This window comes from [Brevibacterium] flavum (assembly GCF_019317305.1).
GTDB classification, from domain to species: domain Bacteria; phylum Actinomycetota; class Actinomycetes; order Mycobacteriales; family Mycobacteriaceae; genus Corynebacterium; species Corynebacterium glutamicum.
Genome location: NZ_CP079240.1, coordinates 728,697 through 745,668, shown reverse-complemented (window position 1 = coordinate 745,668; position 16,972 = coordinate 728,697). Strand labels below are relative to the sequence as shown.

At 53.3% G+C, this 16,972-nt stretch carries 15 protein-coding genes; 6 read left to right on the top strand and 9 right to left on the bottom strand.

The window, feature by feature from the left end; translation table 11 throughout:
• The first annotated feature begins 253 nt into the window (after positions 1-253).
• The 4 genes from KW808_RS03600 (at position 254) to KW808_RS03585 (ending at position 5,906) form a co-directional block, all read left to right on the top strand.
• Complete coding sequence (locus tag KW808_RS03600; protein ID WP_003854667.1) at positions 254-1,567, top strand: O-acetylhomoserine/O-acetylserine sulfhydrylase; 1,314 nt, start codon at positions 254-256, stop codon at positions 1,565-1,567.
• A 143-nt stretch (positions 1,568-1,710) separates the two neighbouring features.
• On the top strand, positions 1,711-2,844 hold the full coding sequence (metX, locus tag KW808_RS03595) for a homoserine O-acetyltransferase MetX (RefSeq protein ID WP_003860777.1): 1,134 nt from the start codon (positions 1,711-1,713) through the stop codon (positions 2,842-2,844).
• 232 nt (positions 2,845-3,076) lie between these two features.
• Complete coding sequence (locus KW808_RS03590) at positions 3,077-3,901, top strand: DUF3500 domain-containing protein (protein WP_003860774.1); 825 nt, start codon at positions 3,077-3,079, stop codon at positions 3,899-3,901.
• A 622-nt stretch (positions 3,902-4,523) separates the two neighbouring features.
• Complete coding sequence (locus KW808_RS03585) at positions 4,524-5,906, top strand: SPFH domain-containing protein (RefSeq protein WP_003860769.1); 1,383 nt, start codon at positions 4,524-4,526, stop codon at positions 5,904-5,906.
• Between the two features lies 1 nt (position 5,907).
• Here KW808_RS03585 and KW808_RS03580 read toward each other — a convergent pair whose 3' ends face one another.
• Together KW808_RS03580 and KW808_RS03575 are read right to left on the bottom strand one after the other, a co-directional pair.
• Entirely contained in the window at positions 5,908-6,258 is a 351-nt protein-coding gene (locus tag KW808_RS03580) for a DUF3017 domain-containing protein (RefSeq protein WP_003860766.1), read from the bottom strand.
• A gap of 6 nt (positions 6,259-6,264) precedes the next feature.
• The gene (locus KW808_RS03575; protein ID WP_003860764.1) at positions 6,265-7,119 is read right to left on the bottom strand and encodes a bifunctional methylenetetrahydrofolate dehydrogenase/methenyltetrahydrofolate cyclohydrolase; all 855 of its coding nucleotides are present in this window, start codon (positions 7,117-7,119) and stop codon (positions 6,265-6,267) included.
• A gap of 45 nt (positions 7,120-7,164) precedes the next feature.
• Here KW808_RS03575 and KW808_RS03570 point away from each other — a divergent pair, with 45 nt between their 5' ends.
• Positions 7,165-7,638 (top strand): tRNA (cytidine(34)-2'-O)-methyltransferase, encoded by a 474-nt coding sequence (locus KW808_RS03570; RefSeq protein WP_003854647.1) that lies wholly within the window; start codon positions 7,165-7,167, stop codon positions 7,636-7,638.
• 104 nt (positions 7,639-7,742) lie between these two features.
• Here KW808_RS03570 and KW808_RS03565 read toward each other — a convergent pair whose 3' ends face one another.
• The 3 genes from KW808_RS03565 to KW808_RS03555 form a co-directional block, all read right to left on the bottom strand.
• A complete protein-coding gene (locus KW808_RS03565) occupies positions 7,743-8,510 on the bottom strand; it encodes an iron-siderophore ABC transporter substrate-binding protein (protein WP_003860763.1) in 768 nt (255 codons plus the stop codon).
• A gap of 346 nt (positions 8,511-8,856) precedes the next feature.
• Positions 8,857-9,351 (bottom strand): nucleoside deaminase, encoded by a 495-nt coding sequence (locus KW808_RS03560; protein ID WP_003860761.1) that lies wholly within the window; start codon positions 9,349-9,351, stop codon positions 8,857-8,859.
• A gap of 1 nt (position 9,352) precedes the next feature.
• A complete protein-coding gene (locus tag KW808_RS03555) occupies positions 9,353-10,129 on the bottom strand; it encodes an SIR2 family NAD-dependent protein deacylase (protein WP_003854640.1) in 777 nt (258 codons plus the stop codon).
• A 176-nt stretch (positions 10,130-10,305) separates the two neighbouring features.
• Between KW808_RS03555 and KW808_RS03550 the strand changes: the two genes are divergently transcribed.
• Positions 10,306-11,082, top strand: a complete 777-nt coding sequence (locus tag KW808_RS03550) for a metal-dependent hydrolase (RefSeq protein WP_003854639.1) — start codon at positions 10,306-10,308, stop codon at positions 11,080-11,082.
• Here KW808_RS03550 and KW808_RS03545 read toward each other — a convergent pair.
• From KW808_RS03545 to KW808_RS03530, 4 genes are read right to left on the bottom strand one after another with little or no spacing between them, the layout of a single operon-like run.
• Positions 11,066-11,737 carry a metal-dependent transcriptional regulator gene (locus KW808_RS03545; protein ID WP_003860757.1) on the bottom strand — a complete coding sequence of 224 codons (672 nt, stop codon included), beginning with the start codon at positions 11,735-11,737 and terminating at the stop codon, positions 11,066-11,068. The genes KW808_RS03550 and KW808_RS03545 overlap by 17 nt on opposite strands.
• Before the next feature lie 9 nt (positions 11,738-11,746).
• Positions 11,747-13,162, bottom strand: coding sequence for a PH domain-containing protein (locus KW808_RS03540; RefSeq protein ID WP_003860755.1), 1,416 nt, complete (start codon positions 13,160-13,162; stop codon positions 11,747-11,749).
• On the bottom strand, positions 13,159-13,608 hold the full coding sequence (locus KW808_RS03535) for a PH domain-containing protein (RefSeq protein WP_003860754.1): 450 nt from the start codon (positions 13,606-13,608) through the stop codon (positions 13,159-13,161). The genes KW808_RS03540 and KW808_RS03535 overlap by 4 nt, the downstream gene beginning before the upstream one ends.
• A gap of 60 nt (positions 13,609-13,668) precedes the next feature.
• Positions 13,669-16,836 (bottom strand): error-prone DNA polymerase, encoded by a 3,168-nt coding sequence (locus tag KW808_RS03530; protein ID WP_170844358.1) that lies wholly within the window; start codon positions 16,834-16,836, stop codon positions 13,669-13,671.
• Positions 16,837-16,972: the final 136 nt, after the last annotated feature.

Sequence of the window (16,972 nt, the reverse complement as noted above, 5' to 3'; positions counted from 1 at the left end):
AGGATGGTGGTTCACCACTGACCTGACACTGAGAGATTGAGAGATGATTTATACCATCCTGCACCATTTAGAGTGGGGCTGGTCATACCCCCATAACCCTAGCTGTACGCAATCGATTTCAAATCAGTTGGAAAAAGTCAAGAAAATTACCCGAGAATAAATTTATACCACACAGTCTATTGCAATAGACCAAGCTGTTCAGTAGGGTGCATGGGAGAAGAATTTCCTAATAAAAACTCTTAAGGACCTCCAAATGCCAAAGTACGACAATTCCAATGCTGACCAGTGGGGCTTTGAAACCCGCTCCATTCACGCAGGCCAGTCAGTAGACGCACAGACCAGCGCACGAAACCTTCCGATCTACCAATCCACCGCTTTCGTGTTCGACTCCGCTGAGCACGCCAAGCAGCGTTTCGCACTTGAGGATCTGGGCCCTGTTTACTCCCGCCTCACCAACCCAACCGTTGAGGCTTTGGAAAACCGCATCGCTTCCCTCGAAGGTGGCGTCCACGCTGTAGCGTTCTCCTCCGGACAGGCCGCAACCACCAACGCCATTTTGAACCTGGCAGGAGCGGGCGACCACATCGTCACCTCCCCACGCCTCTACGGTGGCACCGAGACTCTATTCCTTATCACTCTTAACCGCTTGGGTATCGATGTTTCCTTCGTGGAAAACCCCGACGACCCTGAGTCCTGGCAGGCAGCCGTTCAGCCAAACACCAAGGCATTCTTCGGCGAGACTTTCGCCAACCCACAGGCAGACGTCCTGGATATTCCTGCGGTGGCTGAAGTTGCGCACCGCAACAGCGTTCCACTGATCATCGACAACACCATCGCTACCGCAGCGCTCGTGCGCCCGCTCGAGCTCGGCGCAGACGTTGTCGTCGCTTCCCTCACCAAGTTCTACACCGGCAACGGCTCCGGACTGGGCGGCGTGCTTATCGACGGCGGAAAGTTCGATTGGACTGTCGAAAAGGATGGAAAGCCAGTATTCCCCTACTTCGTCACTCCAGATGCTGCTTACCACGGATTGAAGTACGCAGACCTTGGTGCACCAGCCTTCGGCCTCAAGGTTCGCGTTGGTCTTCTACGCGACACCGGCTCCACCCTCTCCGCATTCAACGCATGGGCTGCAGTCCAGGGCATCGACACCCTTTCCCTGCGCCTGGAGCGCCACAACGAAAACGCCATCAAGGTTGCAGAATTCCTCAACAACCACGAGAAGGTGGAAAAGGTTAACTTCGCAGGCCTGAAGGATTCCCCTTGGTACGCAACCAAGGAAAAGCTTGGCCTGAAGTACACCGGCTCCGTTCTCACCTTCGAGATCAAGGGCGGCAAGGATGAGGCTTGGGCATTTATCGACGCCCTGAAGCTACACTCCAACCTTGCAAACATCGGCGATGTTCGCTCCCTCGTTGTTCACCCAGCAACCACCACCCATTCACAGTCCGACGAAGCTGGCCTGGCACGCGCGGGCGTTACCCAGTCCACCGTCCGCCTGTCCGTTGGCATCGAGACCATTGATGATATCATCGCTGACCTCGAAGGCGGCTTTGCTGCAATCTAGCTTTAAATAGACTCACCCCAGTGCTTAAAGCGCTGGGTTTTTCTTTTTCAAACTCGTGAGAATGCAAACTAGACTAGACAGAGCTGTCCATATACACTGGACGAAGTTTTAGTCTTGTCCACCCAGAACAGGCGGTTATTTTCATGCCCACCCTCGCGCCTTCAGGTCAACTTGAAATCCAAGCGATCGGTGATGTCTCCACCGAAGCCGGAGCAATCATTAAAAACGCTGAAATCGCCTATCACCGCTGGGGTGAATACCGCGTAGATAAAGAAGGACGCAGCAATGTCGTCCTCATCGAACACGCCCTCACTGGAGATTCCAACGCAGCCGATTGGTGGGCTGACTTGCTCGGTCCCGGCAAAGCCATCAACACTGATATTTACTGCGTGATCTGTACCAACGTCATCGGTGGTTGCAACGGTTCCACCGGACCTGGCTCCATGCATCCAGATGGAAATTTCTGGGGTAATCGCTTCCCCGCCACGTCCATTCGTGATCAGGTAAACGCCGAAAAACAATTCCTCGACGCACTCGGCATCACCACGGTCGCCGCAGTACTTGGTGGTTCCATGGGTGGTGCCCGCACCCTAGAGTGGGCCGCAATGTACCCAGAAATTGTTGGCGCAGCTGCTGTTCTTGCAGTTTCTGCACGCGCCAGCGCCTGGCAAATCGGCATTCAATCCGCCCAAATTAAGGCGATTGAAAACGACCACCACTGGCACGAAGGCAACTACTACGAATCCGGCTGCAACCCAGCCACCGGACTCGGCGCCGCCCGACGCATCGCCCACCTCACCTACCGTGGCGAACTAGAAATCGACGAACGCTTCGGCACCAAAGCCCAAAAGAACGAAAACCCACTCGGTCCCTACCGCAAGCCCGACCAGCGCTTCGCCGTGGAATCCTACTTGGACTACCAAGCAGACAAGCTAGTACAGCGTTTCGACGCCGGCTCCTACGTTTTGCTCACCGACGCCCTCAACCGCCACGACATTGGTCGCGACCGCGGAGGCCTCAACAAGGCACTCGAATCCATCAAAGTTCCAGTCCTTGTCGCAGGCGTAGACACCGATATTTTGTACCCCTACCACCAGCAAGAACACCTCTCCCGAAACCTGGGAAATCTACTGGCAATGGCAAAAATCGTATCCCCTGTCGGCCACGATGCTTTCCTCACCGAAAGCCGCCAAATGGATCGCATCGTGAGGAACTTCTTCAGCCTCATCTCCCCAGACGAAAACAACCCTTCGACGTACATCGAGTTCTACATCTAATAGGTATTTACGACAAATAGACAGGGATCTCTAAACAACTCACAGGCAACCCTCCGGATAAACCAAAAAACAATCTCTAACATAAGTAGTTGTGACTTTGTTGAACTCTCGTCGGGCCGCTGGCGCTTTTGCTACCACGCTAGTCGCCAGCACTCTCGGATTAAGCGGATGTACCTCCGTAACTTCCAGTGCTACGAGCTCCCCTGAACCGCCGACTAAAGTTGCGGCGGCAATGCAGACAACGACTGGGGAGACGTCGATAAGCAATGAAACCTCGTTTAACGCCTCACGCGAAACCTCGCTGACGGCGCTGGGTTTCTTGGACTATCTTGACGAGGAGCAACGCGCCGCGTTGCTCGGTGAAGGCCTGGACATCAGCACGCTGACCTGGGCCAACCAGGTTACCGCGCTGCGCGTGCTGGAATCCCTCTTCAATGAGCATGCATACGAACTGGTTTCTGCAGTGATTCAGCATGTAGCTCAAGAACCTGGCGATAATCCGCACCACTTTTTGAAGTTCTCCCCTGAGCCATCCACCGAGAACGCGTGGGAAATGACCCTGGATGGACCAACTGTCGGCATTAAGGTCACCTTCGACCCCGACGGTCAGATCACTTTCAAGGATGCTCATTTGGGCCTGAGCTCAGCTGAGGTCGTTAGTGTCACTGAGGCGCTGGATACTTCCTACACGGAATCGAAAATCAAGAAAGCTGCGGAACAACTAGTGGGAAGCCTCAATCCCACCCAGCAGGCAGCGCTCCAAGGATCCGGTTTGCGAGGCGCGCAACTTACCGAAGAACAAAAGACTCTGTTCTTAAAGATGACCTCCAACTGGATCGACCTTGCCAATGGGGATTCCGGCTCTGAACAGCAAGAAGAAATCGCTGATACGTTCAGTGATACCTACATCATTTGGAATGAGCAGAAAGATGGCTCAGCATTCTTCCAGATGAAAGGCCCTGAACTCGATTTCAGCTATAAGGAAAGCTTGCCTGAGGACACCGAACTCTCTGCACAGAGCGTCCCCAATATTCAGACCTCTTTTCAGTCACCTTAAAACGATGTGAGAAAAACTACCCTTTTATGCTCCCAGCTGCAGGGTCTTTTCTCGCCTAACTTCCATCACATTCAGCTGAAGGTTGTTGTGGCGATTTAACGGTATCAATTTTTTGGACTCATACTTCCAATGAAAACATTTGCCACTAGTTTGAATACGGTTGCTAGGCTTTAACCTGGCGAGGGCTTGTTCACGGTTCTAGTTTCTCGCGGGCCAGTTTTTGTGATGGAGGAGTCTTCTTGGATTTAATTGCGTTTTTTGCGCTGCTCTTTGGCATTGTTTCCCTACTTATTTTGATTGGGCTAGTTTTCTTCATTTTCTGGCTTGTTCAAAAATTCCGTAGCAAAAACCATTAGGGCTATCGACTCCACGACGCTCGCGCTTCTACGAAAACCAATGCTTAAGTAATTGAGTATTTCTTCCGGCTAGCTTTCTGCCGTTTCGAGGTAGATGAGCGTTGTTTCGTGTTGGTCAGGGGCACCCGATTAATGACCATGGGGTGATTTATAAACGGAAAATAGTAGTTTGGTTGGGGCAAAGAGTTTTTTCTTAGCCTTAAAGACCACCTATATTCCGCCCTGTCCTTATAAAAACCAGCAATACAGAAAGCAAGTGACCATTTATGGAAGCTTTTGCCATGCTACTTGTCATTGGGGCGATTCTTGTCGTCGCGGTGATTGTCCTCGGAATTTTCTTCTTAACTTCACGCACCTGGATCAAGGTGGCTGCAGCTGATGAAGCGCTCATTGTCTCTGCGAAGAAGAAGGGGGAATCGCAGGTCATTGTCCACGGCAAAGCTGTGGTAATGCCTATTACCCAGACTCACCAGAAGATCTCTCTGCGTTCCCGTCAGGTAAATATGCAGGTGACGGCACAAAGCGATGACAATGTCACGTTGAATGTCGAGGCTGTTGCGCTGGTGAAGATCGGTTCCGAAGCTGAGTTTATTCGTCGCGCTGCCCAGCGCTTCGCTTCCAGTGACAAAGAAATTGTTCGGTTCACACAGGATCAGCTGGAAGGTGTGCTTCGTGGTGTCGTGGCGCAGCAGACAGTCACGTCGCTCATGCGTGAGCGTAAAAAGTTCTCCGAGCAGATCGCTGAAACAGTCATCCCCGAGCTAGAGAAGCAGGGTTTGATTCTTGACTCCTTCCAGATTCGTGGCATCACCGATGATGTGGGATACATCAAATCCCTCGGCGCACCGGAAATTCAGGCAAAGAAGCAGGCTGCGGAAATTGCAGAAACTGAAGCTGCTCGTGCGATCGCTAAATCACGCATTGCTAACCAAGAGGCAGATCTGGTTGAACAGACCCAACTTGATGCCAACAAGGCTGCCGCTGATGCTCAGGTCGGTGAAGCCCGTGCCCAGGCTATGCAGGCTGAACGCCTTGCCGATGAAAAAGCTCGACTAGAGGTTCTTCGCCAACAGGCTGAAAATAAGCAGATCGAGCTGGAAGCCGAAGTGAACAAGGTGGCCGACGCTGAACGCTACCGCCGCAAGCAGGAAGTCGAAGCCGATACTTTCGAGCAAACCAGGCGCGCACAGGCTCAGGTCGAAATCGCAGAAGCCGAAGCTACCGCTGCAAAGGTTCGTGCAATGGCTGAAGCCGAAGCTGTTCGATTGAAGGGACAGGCAGAGGCAGACGCTATCAAGGCAAAGGCCGAGGCCTACCGCGAAAACCAAGAAGCACTACTCGCTCAGCAAGCCATGGAAATCCTGCCGGAACTCATGAGCAACTTCGCCTCTGGATACGCAAACATTGGATCCATGACAGTGCTCTCCGGTGGAGAAGGATCCGAGAATTCCGTGGGTTCACGTTTTGCCGGTGAACAAGCACTTGGACTGAAATCCATTATTGAATCAGTCAAGCAAACCACCGGCATTGATCTAGCTGAGATCATCCAAGGCCGTGCTGCTGGACATGCACAGGGCTCCGCTCAGGGTGCAGCGATTGCTGAAGCGCTTTCACGCGATGAAACTGTGGAAGATCGCTCTGAAAAATAATCTAGCTGCCCAGCGCATCGACTGAGATAGCAAGGAATGTCATCAATCCGCCAACAATGGCGGTGTAGATGGCATCAAAACGCCTCGATCGTACTGCGAGCACGCCAAGAATCTTGGAGTCACAGGTCAGACGCAGTAGCGAAAGATACAGCAATGACGCACCAAGTGTGAATGTGGCTCGGCGCCAATGCTCAGTAAGAGCAAAGGCAGATGCCACCACCACTGCCAGTACGAATACGACAATCCCGGCTTTTTGCACCTTGATGGGAAACTTCGATGGGGCTAATCCACCGTCATGGGGATTCGCCAGAAGTTGCTCTTCACTGATGTGCTTTTTGCCGGGATTAGTCATGTGTTTTTAGAGTCCAGCCAGCTTTTCAGCGCGCTCGACAACATTGTGCACCAAGAATGCACGGGTCAGAGGACCGACTCCTCCAGGGTTTGGTGAGACCGCGCCGGCGACTTCCCACACGTCGGGGTGGACGTCGCCAAGCAACTTGCCGTCCTTGCGGGAGACGCCGACATCGAGCACCGCTGCGCCTGGCTTGACCATGTCTGCGGTCAGCATGTGCGGCTGACCAGCTGCAGCAATGATGACGTCAGCCGCACGGGTCTCCGCAGCCAGATCCTTCGTGCCAGTGTGGCACAAGGTGACGGTGGAGTTCTCAGAACGGCGGGTCAGCATCAGGCCAATTGGGCGACCAACGGTGACGCCACGACCAATGACAACAACCTTCGCGCCATCAAGCTCAACGCCGAAACGACGCAACAAGCTGATGGAACCATTCGGGGTGCATGGCAGTGGAGCTGGCTCGTTGAGCACAAGCTTGCCCAGGTTTACAGGGTGCAGGCCATCAGCATCCTTAGCTGGATCAATGCGCTCCAGCACAGCGTTTTCATCCAAGTGCTTAGGCAAAGGAAGCTGCACAATGTAACCAGTGCAAGAATCATCGTTGTTCAGTTCATCGATGACAGCGAAAAGCTCTTCCTGCGTGACATCAGCAGGCAGATCCTTACGGATCGAGTTCACACCAATCTGCTCACAGTCACGATGCTTCATCTTCACGTAAGAGTGGCTCGCTGGGTCATCACCCACCAGCACGGTGGCAAGCCCCGGCACAATCCCTTTCTCCTTCAACGCAGCAACGCGCTGTTCCAAGTCGGCGAAAATTTCCCCGCGGTATAAGTTTCCATCAAGTTTGATTGCAGTCACGCCCGCTATTATTCCACCCTTTTCCAAGGCCTTACAATCAAACACATGCCGGAACACCCACTTCACGTTATCTTCGACAATCCTGTCATCCCTCCCAACACCGGAAACGCCATCCGAATGTGTGCAGGAACAGGCGCTCACCTGCACCTTGTTGAACCTTTAGGCTTTGAGCTGACAGAAAAGCACCTTCGCCGAGCAGGCCTTGACTACCACGACTTAGCCGATGTCACAGTGCATGCAACCTTCGATGAAGCCATGGCTGCAGTCCCTGGTCGCGTATTTGCCTTCACCACAACGGCCAATACCCGCTTCACCGATATCGCTTTTGAACCTGGCGATGCACTCCTTTTTGGAACTGAACCAACAGGACTCCCTCAAGAACATGTTGAGCATTCCCGGATCACCAGTGAGCTTCGGATCCCCATGCTTCCCGGCAGGCGTTCCATGAACCTTTCCAATTCCGCGGCAGTTGCGACCTATGAAGCATGGCGGCAACTTGGATTTGTGGGTGGGGTTTAGTTTTTTGCTGGGCTTCTGGAGCAGGCATGTGCCTCATTTAAAAAGCACCCCGGGGATAGATTCTCCGGGGTGGTTTCATTTGATTGTGCTCGAGTAGTTGAGTTTTACCCCAAAGCCGTAGCAATACGTGGTGCGAGATGTTTCAACGCAAAAGGAACAGACAGCACTGAGTTGTAGGTAATCGCCCCGCGTTCTTCGGTTGTTGCCACAATTACTGCGTCTTTTTGCACAACGTTGAGTGTTTCAAACAGTGGATTCTCTGCTGTGATATCCAGATTTTCGTCGTTGGAAAGCACGAGGAGAACATCACCGTCTACGTCTTTGACGCTTTCAGCGGGGACATCGACAAAGAAGCTGTCGCCGGTGTCTCGCGAAAGAACTGCGTCCGGCAGCGAAATGCCAAGTGAATCGAGGAATTGTCCCCGTGCATCGCCTGGCAGGTAGGCACCGTATTTACCCTGGTATGGCAAGATGACGGTTCCTGTTTTACCGTCAAAAGAAGGATTTTCTTCACGCGCAGCTTGGATCAGAGCATCCGTTTCCTCATTGAGCTCTTGTCCTTTTTCTGATTGCCCCATCGCACGGGCAACAAGGTTGGTAGCTTCCTCGCGAGCTACTGCGTATGCAGCTGTTCCCGCTGGACGGGCGACCACCGGTGCGATATCAGATAGTTGCTCGTATACAACGTCGTCAAACCCCGCAGAGACTCCAATAATCAGGTCTGGCTCCAGGGCTGCTACTTGTTCAAGATCTGGTGTGGAATCAGAGTCAAGCAGTGTTAATTCTTTGCCTTCCACTAACTCATCAGTCCACGGTCCCAATCCGTTTTCGAAGAATTTGTATCCGGTGTTGCCTACTGGGACGGTCCCCAATGCGAGGACAATATCGGCGTCGGTAACGCCAAGGGTGACAATTCTTTCGGGTACATCATCGATTGTGGTGGTTCCGAACTCGTGTTCAATCGAAACAGGAAAAGCGGAGTTTCCCGTGGATGTTGAATCAGCGTCGGTGTCATCTGCATTGCTAGAACACCCAGCTAACAGGGCTAGGACAGCAACGCCTACGGCGCTACTGCGCAGGATTTTGGACAGGCGGGATTGTACGACAAATCTCCGTTTCCTAATCGAATCAGGTTAACCTATCCTATTATCCACATTCTCAGCTTGTTTTAAAGAATTGACGAGCTCTTAGTGCGCTTTTAAAGTCACATGCCCAGCGCTAAAGAGCCTTATCCGGAGACTGCCCTAAATAAAACCATCGATGCAGTTCATACAGGACTTCATCAAATCTGGAAGCAGGTCCTTCGATGGATATGTTCGGGCTAATTTTGTCCGCTGAAATCGGGTTCAAAGGCCCAGATTCTGCACCCCACTTTGCGTACCAAGCGGCTGTTTGCTCACCTGTGGTGGCGCAGTAAATTTTGCCCAGTCCAGCCCACGCATGGGCACCGGCGCACATCGCGCATTGTTCCGTCGAGGTATAAACAGTGCACGCAGCACGTTCTGATGCACTGTAATTTTCGATCGCATATTTGGCGATGGCGAATTCCGGGTGCTTGGTCAGATCCCCATCGGCATCTCGGTTGTGGTCTTCAAAAACGACCGCGCCGAAGGGATCAACCAGCAGGGATCCATAAGGACTGTTTCCCTGCTTGAGTGCCTGCGTGGCTAGTTCTACTGTGCGGTGCAGCAGATCTAAGTCATCTTCAGTCATGTTAGGCGCTCAAACCTCGCATCAACGCTGGTAGCGCTTGGGCTGCGGTGGACATCCAGGTGAAGTCTGCGATCCGGCTAAGTTCGGTGCGCGTTGGGGAGATCTCCACGATGGGAACGCCGCGTTGTTGGGCTAATTGCGGGAGTGCTGCTGCAGGATGAACAATCCCGGAGGTACCCACAATGATCATGAGATCGGCTTCTGCGATGCGTTGCTCTGCAATATCCCACTCTTCTACGGGCAGGTTCTCACCAAACCACACCACACCTGGTCTAATCAGCCCTCCGCACTTTTCACATTGTGGAGGAGCAAGGCGTGCAATGGGTTCTTGCGGATAGTTTTTATCGTCTTCCCATGGAGTCGCACAATCAGAGCACCTGTATTCAAACAAGCTGCCATGAAGATGCGTCACATCGCTAGAGCCAGCTCGCTCGTGCAGGTTGTCAATGTTCTGGGTGGTGATGTGAACGTGTTCGACGGTGTCACTCCCCTCCCAGTAGGAAATAGCTTGATGCCCCGCGTTGGGTTCTGCCCTAGCTGCCACCCCGGCGCGCCAGCGATACCACGCCCACATTGGCTCTGGATCTTTGCGCCATGCATCGATACTTGCCATCGCTTGTGGATCTACGTTGCTCCACAGCCCGGTTTTATCATCACGATACGTTTCCAACCCGGAGTCGGCGCTCATTCCGGCTCCGGTAAAAACTTCGATGTTTCGGGCTTCACGGGCTAACTCGACGGCGTGCTCAATTGACTTTTCCAGCTGACGTTCGCTCATGCTTCAAAACTAGCCCGATTTGAGGCGAAATGGCAGGATTTTGCTCAAGTTGCCTAAATCAAGCACCCGTTCGAATAAGTGTCCACCCTTTGGTTTATTCTTGAACTCACTTAAGTTTTGAATTTTTAGTTGTGAAAGTAGTTGATGCACAAGTGGTTATGGGGCCAACCCACGCTATGAGCGGTGCAGCCGTGGGGCTTGCTGTTGCTCAAATTCTCCCAGCAGAATGGGGTGGGGTTACCACCGCCACGGAGGCTTTTATTTATGCGGGTTTAGCGGCGGGTGCAGCGCTGCTCCCGGACCTTGATTCACCGCAGGCCACGGTGTCGCGTTCTTTTGGTCCGATTACCCAAGTGATTTCGCGTTTTACAGAGAATATTTGCCAAACTTTCGTCAATGTCACCAGGGGCAGGAAAGACAAACACTGCAACAACGGGCACCGCACGTTGACACATACGGTGTGGAGCGCTGCTGCCACAGGCGCTGGTGCCACAGCGCTAATTGGCGCCTACGGAAAACCTGCGGTGATTGGTTTGCTGTTTTTCTTCCTCGGGCTCGCCATTAGAGGTCTCATGCCTGAATGGTCAAAGAACGCAGATTGGCTTTTAGTTACTGGAGCTTCCGCTGCATTAGCTGTGGGAGTATGGAATTATGCTCCCGAAAGTTCATTCGGCATTGTTTTAGGCTCCGCCATTACAGTTGGAAGCCTGACCCACTTGGCTGGTGATATGGCCACTAAGGCCGGTATCCCAGCATTTGCCCCGGTCATTCCGCTGAAGGGCAAACGCTGGTGGAACCTCAAATTGCCTAAGTTTTTAAGCATTCGTGCCAACGGTCCTGCCGATAAGTTCTTACTGTTCGTATTCTCGGTGGCGGTCATCATTCAGATTGGTTTGGTCTCATCGGGAAATATGAGCACCATTATGATGAATCTGCTTAGTCCTGCACTGTAATTAATGGCAGTTGCGTTTCGGCCAGGGGGAAGCTGGTGTCGGTGCCTTCTACAACGACATGCACCATGCCAGCTAGTGGGCCGGACGCAACGGTGATCCGGCATCCTGGTGAGACGTTGTATTGCGCGAGGTAGCGCAGCAATTCAGGATCAATGTCTTTGACCCTGGAAATCGTGACAGTCTCCCCTAGCTGAACTGCCTCGAGGGTGGTTCGGGGGGACTCTTCAATAACGCCTTCGGCAGTTGGGATGGGATCGCCGTGGGGATCTTTGCGTGGACGACCCAAGTGAGCATCGATGCGTTCGATGAGCTGATCAGAGGCTGCATGTTCCAACAGGTCTGCATCGGCGTGGACTTCGTCCCAGGTGTATCCCAAAACATCGTGGAGGAAAGTCTCCAGCAAACGGTGGCGTCGCACCATGTCAATGGCTAACGTTTTGCCCTGTTCGGTCAGAGTGACACCAGCATATTTTTCATGGTTGACCAGGCCCCTTGCCGCCAGCTTTTTGATTGCTTCGGAGGCGGTAGGAGTTTTCTGGTTCATTTTTTCAGCGATGTCGCCGAGTGCTGCTGGTTGATCATCAAGGAGTTCTGTGATGTCCCAGATTGTCTTCAGGTAGTCCTGGGACCTATCGGGAAGATCTGAGATGTGCATGATTACACCTTAGTCCAGGCTGTTTTGTCCCAGCGGAGCTGATTCCAGTGCGGGTAGTTTTCTGTTGCGGAGAATGTTGAGAAGTTCTTTGCCATCAGCTGCACTGAGATCCGATGCGGCCATTCCCACTGGCCCTTGGACCAGGTTAAACACCACGGTGGAGAGTCCCAGCATTCTTTGGATCGGCCCGTGTTTAAGGGTGAGTTCTTGGATGTGGGAGGTATCAATCACAGACATACGTGGCATGAATCTGCCTTCATGCACGACCACCGCACCAGGCGCACCAGCCACACCAATCAACGTGACGCCTTGGCGGGTCCGATCGACTGGTGTGAGCAGGCGTGCAGCAACTGGTGGTGTGTACTGGGGTCTGCTCATATGTGATGGGTCTGCAGATTCGGCGATGTCGGCGCTGTTTAGTGGCCCCACCGCTTCAAGGACTTTTAGTGCGAGTTCTTTGGAACCCACGGGCAAGATTTTGGAGGTTCCGCCTTGGGTGGTGTCGCCGTAGCCAACTACAGTCACGGTCACGGTCCACCAGCCAACCAGTCGCCACAGCAATGGCTGTTTTAGTTTCACTGCGTGGATGCGTCCCAGTGGGATTGATTGTTTGCGGCGGTTGGCAAGTCCATAGCTGACATGCAGGACATCGTTGCGCTGTGTTGCGGTGAATTGCCACGACTTATCGATCAAGTTCCAGACCGCTGGCACCATGCCTGCAAAGAACGGCACGGCAATGCTCACTCCGAAAGGAACGAAGAGCAAAATCACAATACCGATCGCGGTGATGATGGTTGCTAGTGATAAGGCGGTGCTGGCGAGGGTGCGTTGCACGGGGATTTGTGGAACCAGAACATCGCCCGCGCTCTCAACTACAACGGTCTCCCCTACCCCAGGCTCAGCCGGAACTCCGGCTGGGGTGGTGGCGACTGAGTGCTGGGAGGCGTCGAGAAGCTCCCTTTTTAGGGCCTCGGCCTCGCTTTTTCTTAAGAAACCAATGCTGATGGCGGAGTCGCTGCCGCCGGCGGTTTCGATGCGGACTTCTGCCAGTCGGAAGATACGGGCGATGAATGATTCCACCAGGTCAACGGCTTGGATACGGTCGAATCGGGCAGTGCGGAGGTCTTTGCTGATCACTCCGCGTTGCAGCTGCACCTCTTCATTGGTGATGCGGAATCCGACGGCTTTCCACCAAATTCCGGTGATAATCCAGGCCAGTGCCACCACAATGACGGCGCCACCGACGGTCAATAGAATCGGCAGCACTGCGAATCCGTATTCGCCGGTGACGACACCCCAGATGAAACTTAAAACGGATGCGCCGGAATTGAATGCGAATGCCGCGAGAACTGCGACGATGATGGTCCAGATGCGAAGGAATGGGGTGGCGCGGTGGACTTTTCGAAACCCTTCAAGGCTGCTCATAGTCCGCTCATCCTCTCCCGGGCCTTAATAGCCAGTCGCTCACGTAAGGCATCGGCTTCCGCGACAGGCAGGCCTTGAATGGTGGAGTCAGAGGACGCCGACGCGGTATGCAATTGCACTTGTTTCATGCCAAACGCGCGCTCGAGGGGACCTGCGGTGACATCAACAAACTGGATGCGGCCATAGGGAACAACCGTGAAGGTGTGCCACAGTTTTCCCTTGGTGATCAGCAGCTCATCGGAGGTTTCCAGCCATCCCAGTCGCTTGACCTGCTGCGGGATCAGCCACAGCTGCCAGATAAGAATGACGGCAACTACGATCACACCGGCGTAAAACCACGAAGACACAAAAACTCCAAGCACCCCAAACACAATCGCGCTGATCAGCAGCCATGGAATGCGGGTGAGGTACCTGGCCGTGGTCAGTTTTGGTGACACTGGATTCATGCCCTCATGTGGTTCTGGGGTTCGCCTGTGCGTATTTGTCATAATGTCCACTTTGCCAAATTATCGAAAATCTCGTGAGCCACGGCTGAGAAACTCCCCCATGTCCAACGGTTCCAATCGGTCAGCGACAACTGTCGCCACCCCTTGGGCATTCTGCACAATCCCTCGAATAATCAACGCCTTGGCATTTCTGGCCAGCACGCGCTGCCGCTGCCACAACCCAACGGACACCATCACATTCATCAGCCCGGTCTCATCCTCCATCCCTAAAAATGTCAGCCCCGACGCAGTTTGCGGGCGCTGCCGGTGCGTGACAATGCCAGCGATCCGCAGCCGCGTGCCATCTTCCACCTCCAATAGCCGATCCGCCGGCACGATCCCCAGCTCCTCCATCCGCTCCCGAATCAACGCCATCGGCTGATAATCCGCGGTGACTCCCGTGGCGGAAATATTGGTCGCCATCAGTTCAAAGGCGCTCATCCCCGGCAACGCCGGAGCTTCAATCGCCGAAAGGCCAGGCAGCATTCCAGGTTTTTCGGTCGCCGCGACGCCCGCTTGCCATAATGCTTGTCGACGTCCGACCCCCAAGCAGTCCACCGCCCCCGCTCGCGCCAATGCCTCAACTTGAGCAACATTAAGATCAGCCCGGCGTGATAAATCCGGAATGGAATCAAACGGGGCGTTGTCCTCTATTCTTTGCGCGGCATCGTGGCCAAGGCCTTTCACCAGGTTGAGCCCCAATCGAATCGCACCATTCGGAGCATCGGCCTCCACACCGGAATCATTGACCGTGATCGGCAGGATACTCACGCCGTGGCGTCTGGCATCACTGATCAAAGACTGTGGTGAATAGAAACCCATGGGTTGTGCCCGCAATAATCCCACGCAGAATTCAGCCGGGTAGTGGTATTTAAACCACGCGGAGAAATACACCAAGGACGCAAACGACTGCGAATGCGATTCCGGAAAACCGTAGGCAGCAAAGGCCACAATTTTGTTCCACAGTTTCTCGGCGGTCTCCCCCACAATCCCATTGGTATCTTTCAGCCCTTGGAAAAACCGCGAGCGCAACGCAGCCATGCGTTCAGGTGAGCGTTTCGAACCCATCGCTCTGCGCAAGGAATCCGCTTCCCTACCACTAAAACCTGCAGCATCAACAGCTACCTGCATGAGCTGTTCCTGAAACAGTGGGATTCCTAAGGTTTTACCCAAAGACTTTTCCAACACGGGGTGGTCATAAGTAATGGCCTCTTCACCAGCACGGCGCCGCAAATACGGGTGCACCGATCCGCCTTGGATGGGACCTGGACGAATCAGAGCTACCTCCACGACCAGGTCAAAGAAGGTGCGGGGCTTGAGTCGAGGCAGCGTGGATAACTGCGCACGTGATTCCACCTGGAACACACCCACGGCATCTGCCTTGCACAACATGTCATAGACCTCCGGTTCCGCCAGATCTAGTTCCCACAAATTGATCTTTTTACCTCGGTGTTCTGCCACCAGATCCAGCATGTGATGGATGGCTTCCAACATGCCCAATCCCAAAAGGTCGAATTTGACCAAGCCTGCCGTGGCACAGTCATCTTTATCCCATTGCACAACCGAGCGGTTATCCATCCGAGCCCATTCCACTGGCACCACATCGGCGATGGGGCGATCGCAAATGACCATGCCACCGGAGTGAATACCCAAATGCCGTGGTTGCTCTTTAAATTGAGCAGCTAATTCCAGCACATCATCGGGTGGTTCCGAGGTTCCTTTAGCCCAGGCATCGGCAGCACCTTGCGGGTAGCCCAGTGCGCGGGCAGCATCACGCATCGCGCCTTTTGTTCGGTAGGTAATGACATTGGCTACTTGAGCAGCGTTATCCCGTCCGTATTTTTCATACACGTACTGGATTACTTCTTCGCGCCTGCCGGATTCAATATCGATATCAATATCTGGTGGACCATCCCGGTCAGGAGATAAAAACCGTTCAAACAACAATCCAGCAGAGATCGGCTCTGCGTTGGTGATGCCTAGGACAAAGCACACCGCCGAGTTTGCCGCGGAACCTCTGCCTTGGCACAAAATATTGGAATCGCGACAAAACTCCACCAGATCATTAACGATGAGGAAATAGCCTGGAAAACCCAGCTTTTCAATAACGCCTAATTCATAGTCAATTTGTGTGGCAGCTCGTGCTTTGATGTCTGCGGAGCGCCCCACATAGCGGGTATCAATCCGGGTGGAGACCAGGTGCGCAAGCCAGGACATTTCTGTGTGTTCACCAGGGGTATCCCACTTGGGCAGATTCGGGGCCACCAAATCTAGGGTGAAAGCGCATTCAGCAGCTAATTCCACTGTGGTTGCAATGAGATCCGCGTAATCAGGGTGTGCTTTTAACAATGTATCCCCGCTGCGCATCCAGGTAGCGCCCATGGGATGTAGCTCGCTTTCGGCGTCGGCAAGCGACATCTTGTGGGCTAGTGCCTGCTTGGCGCCGGCGAGGCGCACGCTCACCCGGGTGGCGGATTCTGGGTTGGTGCTTAGGATGCCTCGAAGCTGGAATTTGGTTTGCGTTCTTCTGAGATATTCATTGCGATCAGCGTCTTCCGGTGTCATGGTTGAACCGAATTCCAGCACAATATTTTCCGGTTTAAAGCAATCGATCACATAGTCGATTTTGTCCAACCACTGAAAACCTGCAAGGACCACCCAATCCCCTGCAGCATGTTCAGCAACCATTGGCAGCGGCGGATAGCGAACTTCCCCCTTTTCTCCCGTTGCCATTTTCGCGTCACTGATCAGGTGACTGAGCTTTTTGTAGCCTTCCGGATTTTTACACAAGACTGTCAACACGCCTTCTTGTAGGCTCAGCTCCGCACCATAAACGGTATGCATTCCAGCTTCCGCGGCAGCTTCCGCAAATCTCACTGCACCATAAAAACCATCTCTATCCATGACTGATAGAGCAACGAGTCCTAACTTTTTAGCCTGTACAACCACATCAGACGGATCCGATGCGCCAGTGAGAAAGTTATAACTGCTGGCGGCATGCAGCTCGGCAAAAAGAACCGACGCTTCCCCCTGCATGGCAGATGAAGGCGCCTGCGCATCCGGCTCATGCAGCACCGGACGCAGAGATTCGACCTTTTTATCTGAGAGGATTCTTTCCAATTTGGACCACGATAATGGCCTCCCGTTAAAGCTTCCCCCGCCATTCCATTCCATAATGATAGGATACATTTTTAGAACACATTTTCCAATCTATTTTTCACAACAGTCAGATAAGAAAATAGACCAAGCTGTACAGATAGCGGTCTAGGGTGCTAATCTCCTAAATACTTGAATGACCCTTTCGTGATCCATTCACAGAAACTTT

Excerpts from the sequence above, each read along its gene's own strand:
- KW808_RS03600 (WP_003854667.1), top strand. The coding sequence starts at position 254 with ATGCCAAAGTACGACAATTCCAATGCTGACCAGTGGGGCTTTGAAACC.
- metX (WP_003860777.1), top strand. The coding sequence starts at position 1,711 with ATGCCCACCCTCGCGCCTTCAGGTCAACTTGAAATCCAAGCGATCGGT.
- KW808_RS03590 (WP_003860774.1), top strand. The coding sequence starts at position 3,077 with ATGCAGACAACGACTGGGGAGACGTCGATAAGCAATGAAACCTCGTTT.
- KW808_RS03585 (WP_003860769.1), top strand. The coding sequence starts at position 4,524 with ATGGAAGCTTTTGCCATGCTACTTGTCATTGGGGCGATTCTTGTCGTC.
- KW808_RS03580 (WP_003860766.1), bottom strand. The coding sequence starts at position 6,258 with ATGACTAATCCCGGCAAAAAGCACATCAGTGAAGAGCAACTTCTGGCG.
- KW808_RS03570 (WP_003854647.1), top strand. The coding sequence starts at position 7,165 with ATGCCGGAACACCCACTTCACGTTATCTTCGACAATCCTGTCATCCCT.
- KW808_RS03560 (WP_003860761.1), bottom strand. The coding sequence starts at position 9,351 with ATGACTGAAGATGACTTAGATCTGCTGCACCGCACAGTAGAACTAGCC.
- KW808_RS03555 (WP_003854640.1), bottom strand. The coding sequence starts at position 10,129 with ATGAGCGAACGTCAGCTGGAAAAGTCAATTGAGCACGCCGTCGAGTTA.
- KW808_RS03550 (WP_003854639.1), top strand. The coding sequence starts at position 10,306 with ATGAGCGGTGCAGCCGTGGGGCTTGCTGTTGCTCAAATTCTCCCAGCA.
- KW808_RS03545 (WP_003860757.1), bottom strand. The coding sequence starts at position 11,737 with ATGCACATCTCAGATCTTCCCGATAGGTCCCAGGACTACCTGAAGACA.
- KW808_RS03540 (WP_003860755.1), bottom strand. The coding sequence starts at position 13,162 with ATGAGCAGCCTTGAAGGGTTTCGAAAAGTCCACCGCGCCACCCCATTC.
- KW808_RS03535 (WP_003860754.1), bottom strand. The coding sequence starts at position 13,608 with ATGAATCCAGTGTCACCAAAACTGACCACGGCCAGGTACCTCACCCGC.
- KW808_RS03530 (WP_170844358.1), bottom strand. The coding sequence starts at position 16,836 with ATGTATCCTATCATTATGGAATGGAATGGCGGGGGAAGCTTTAACGGG.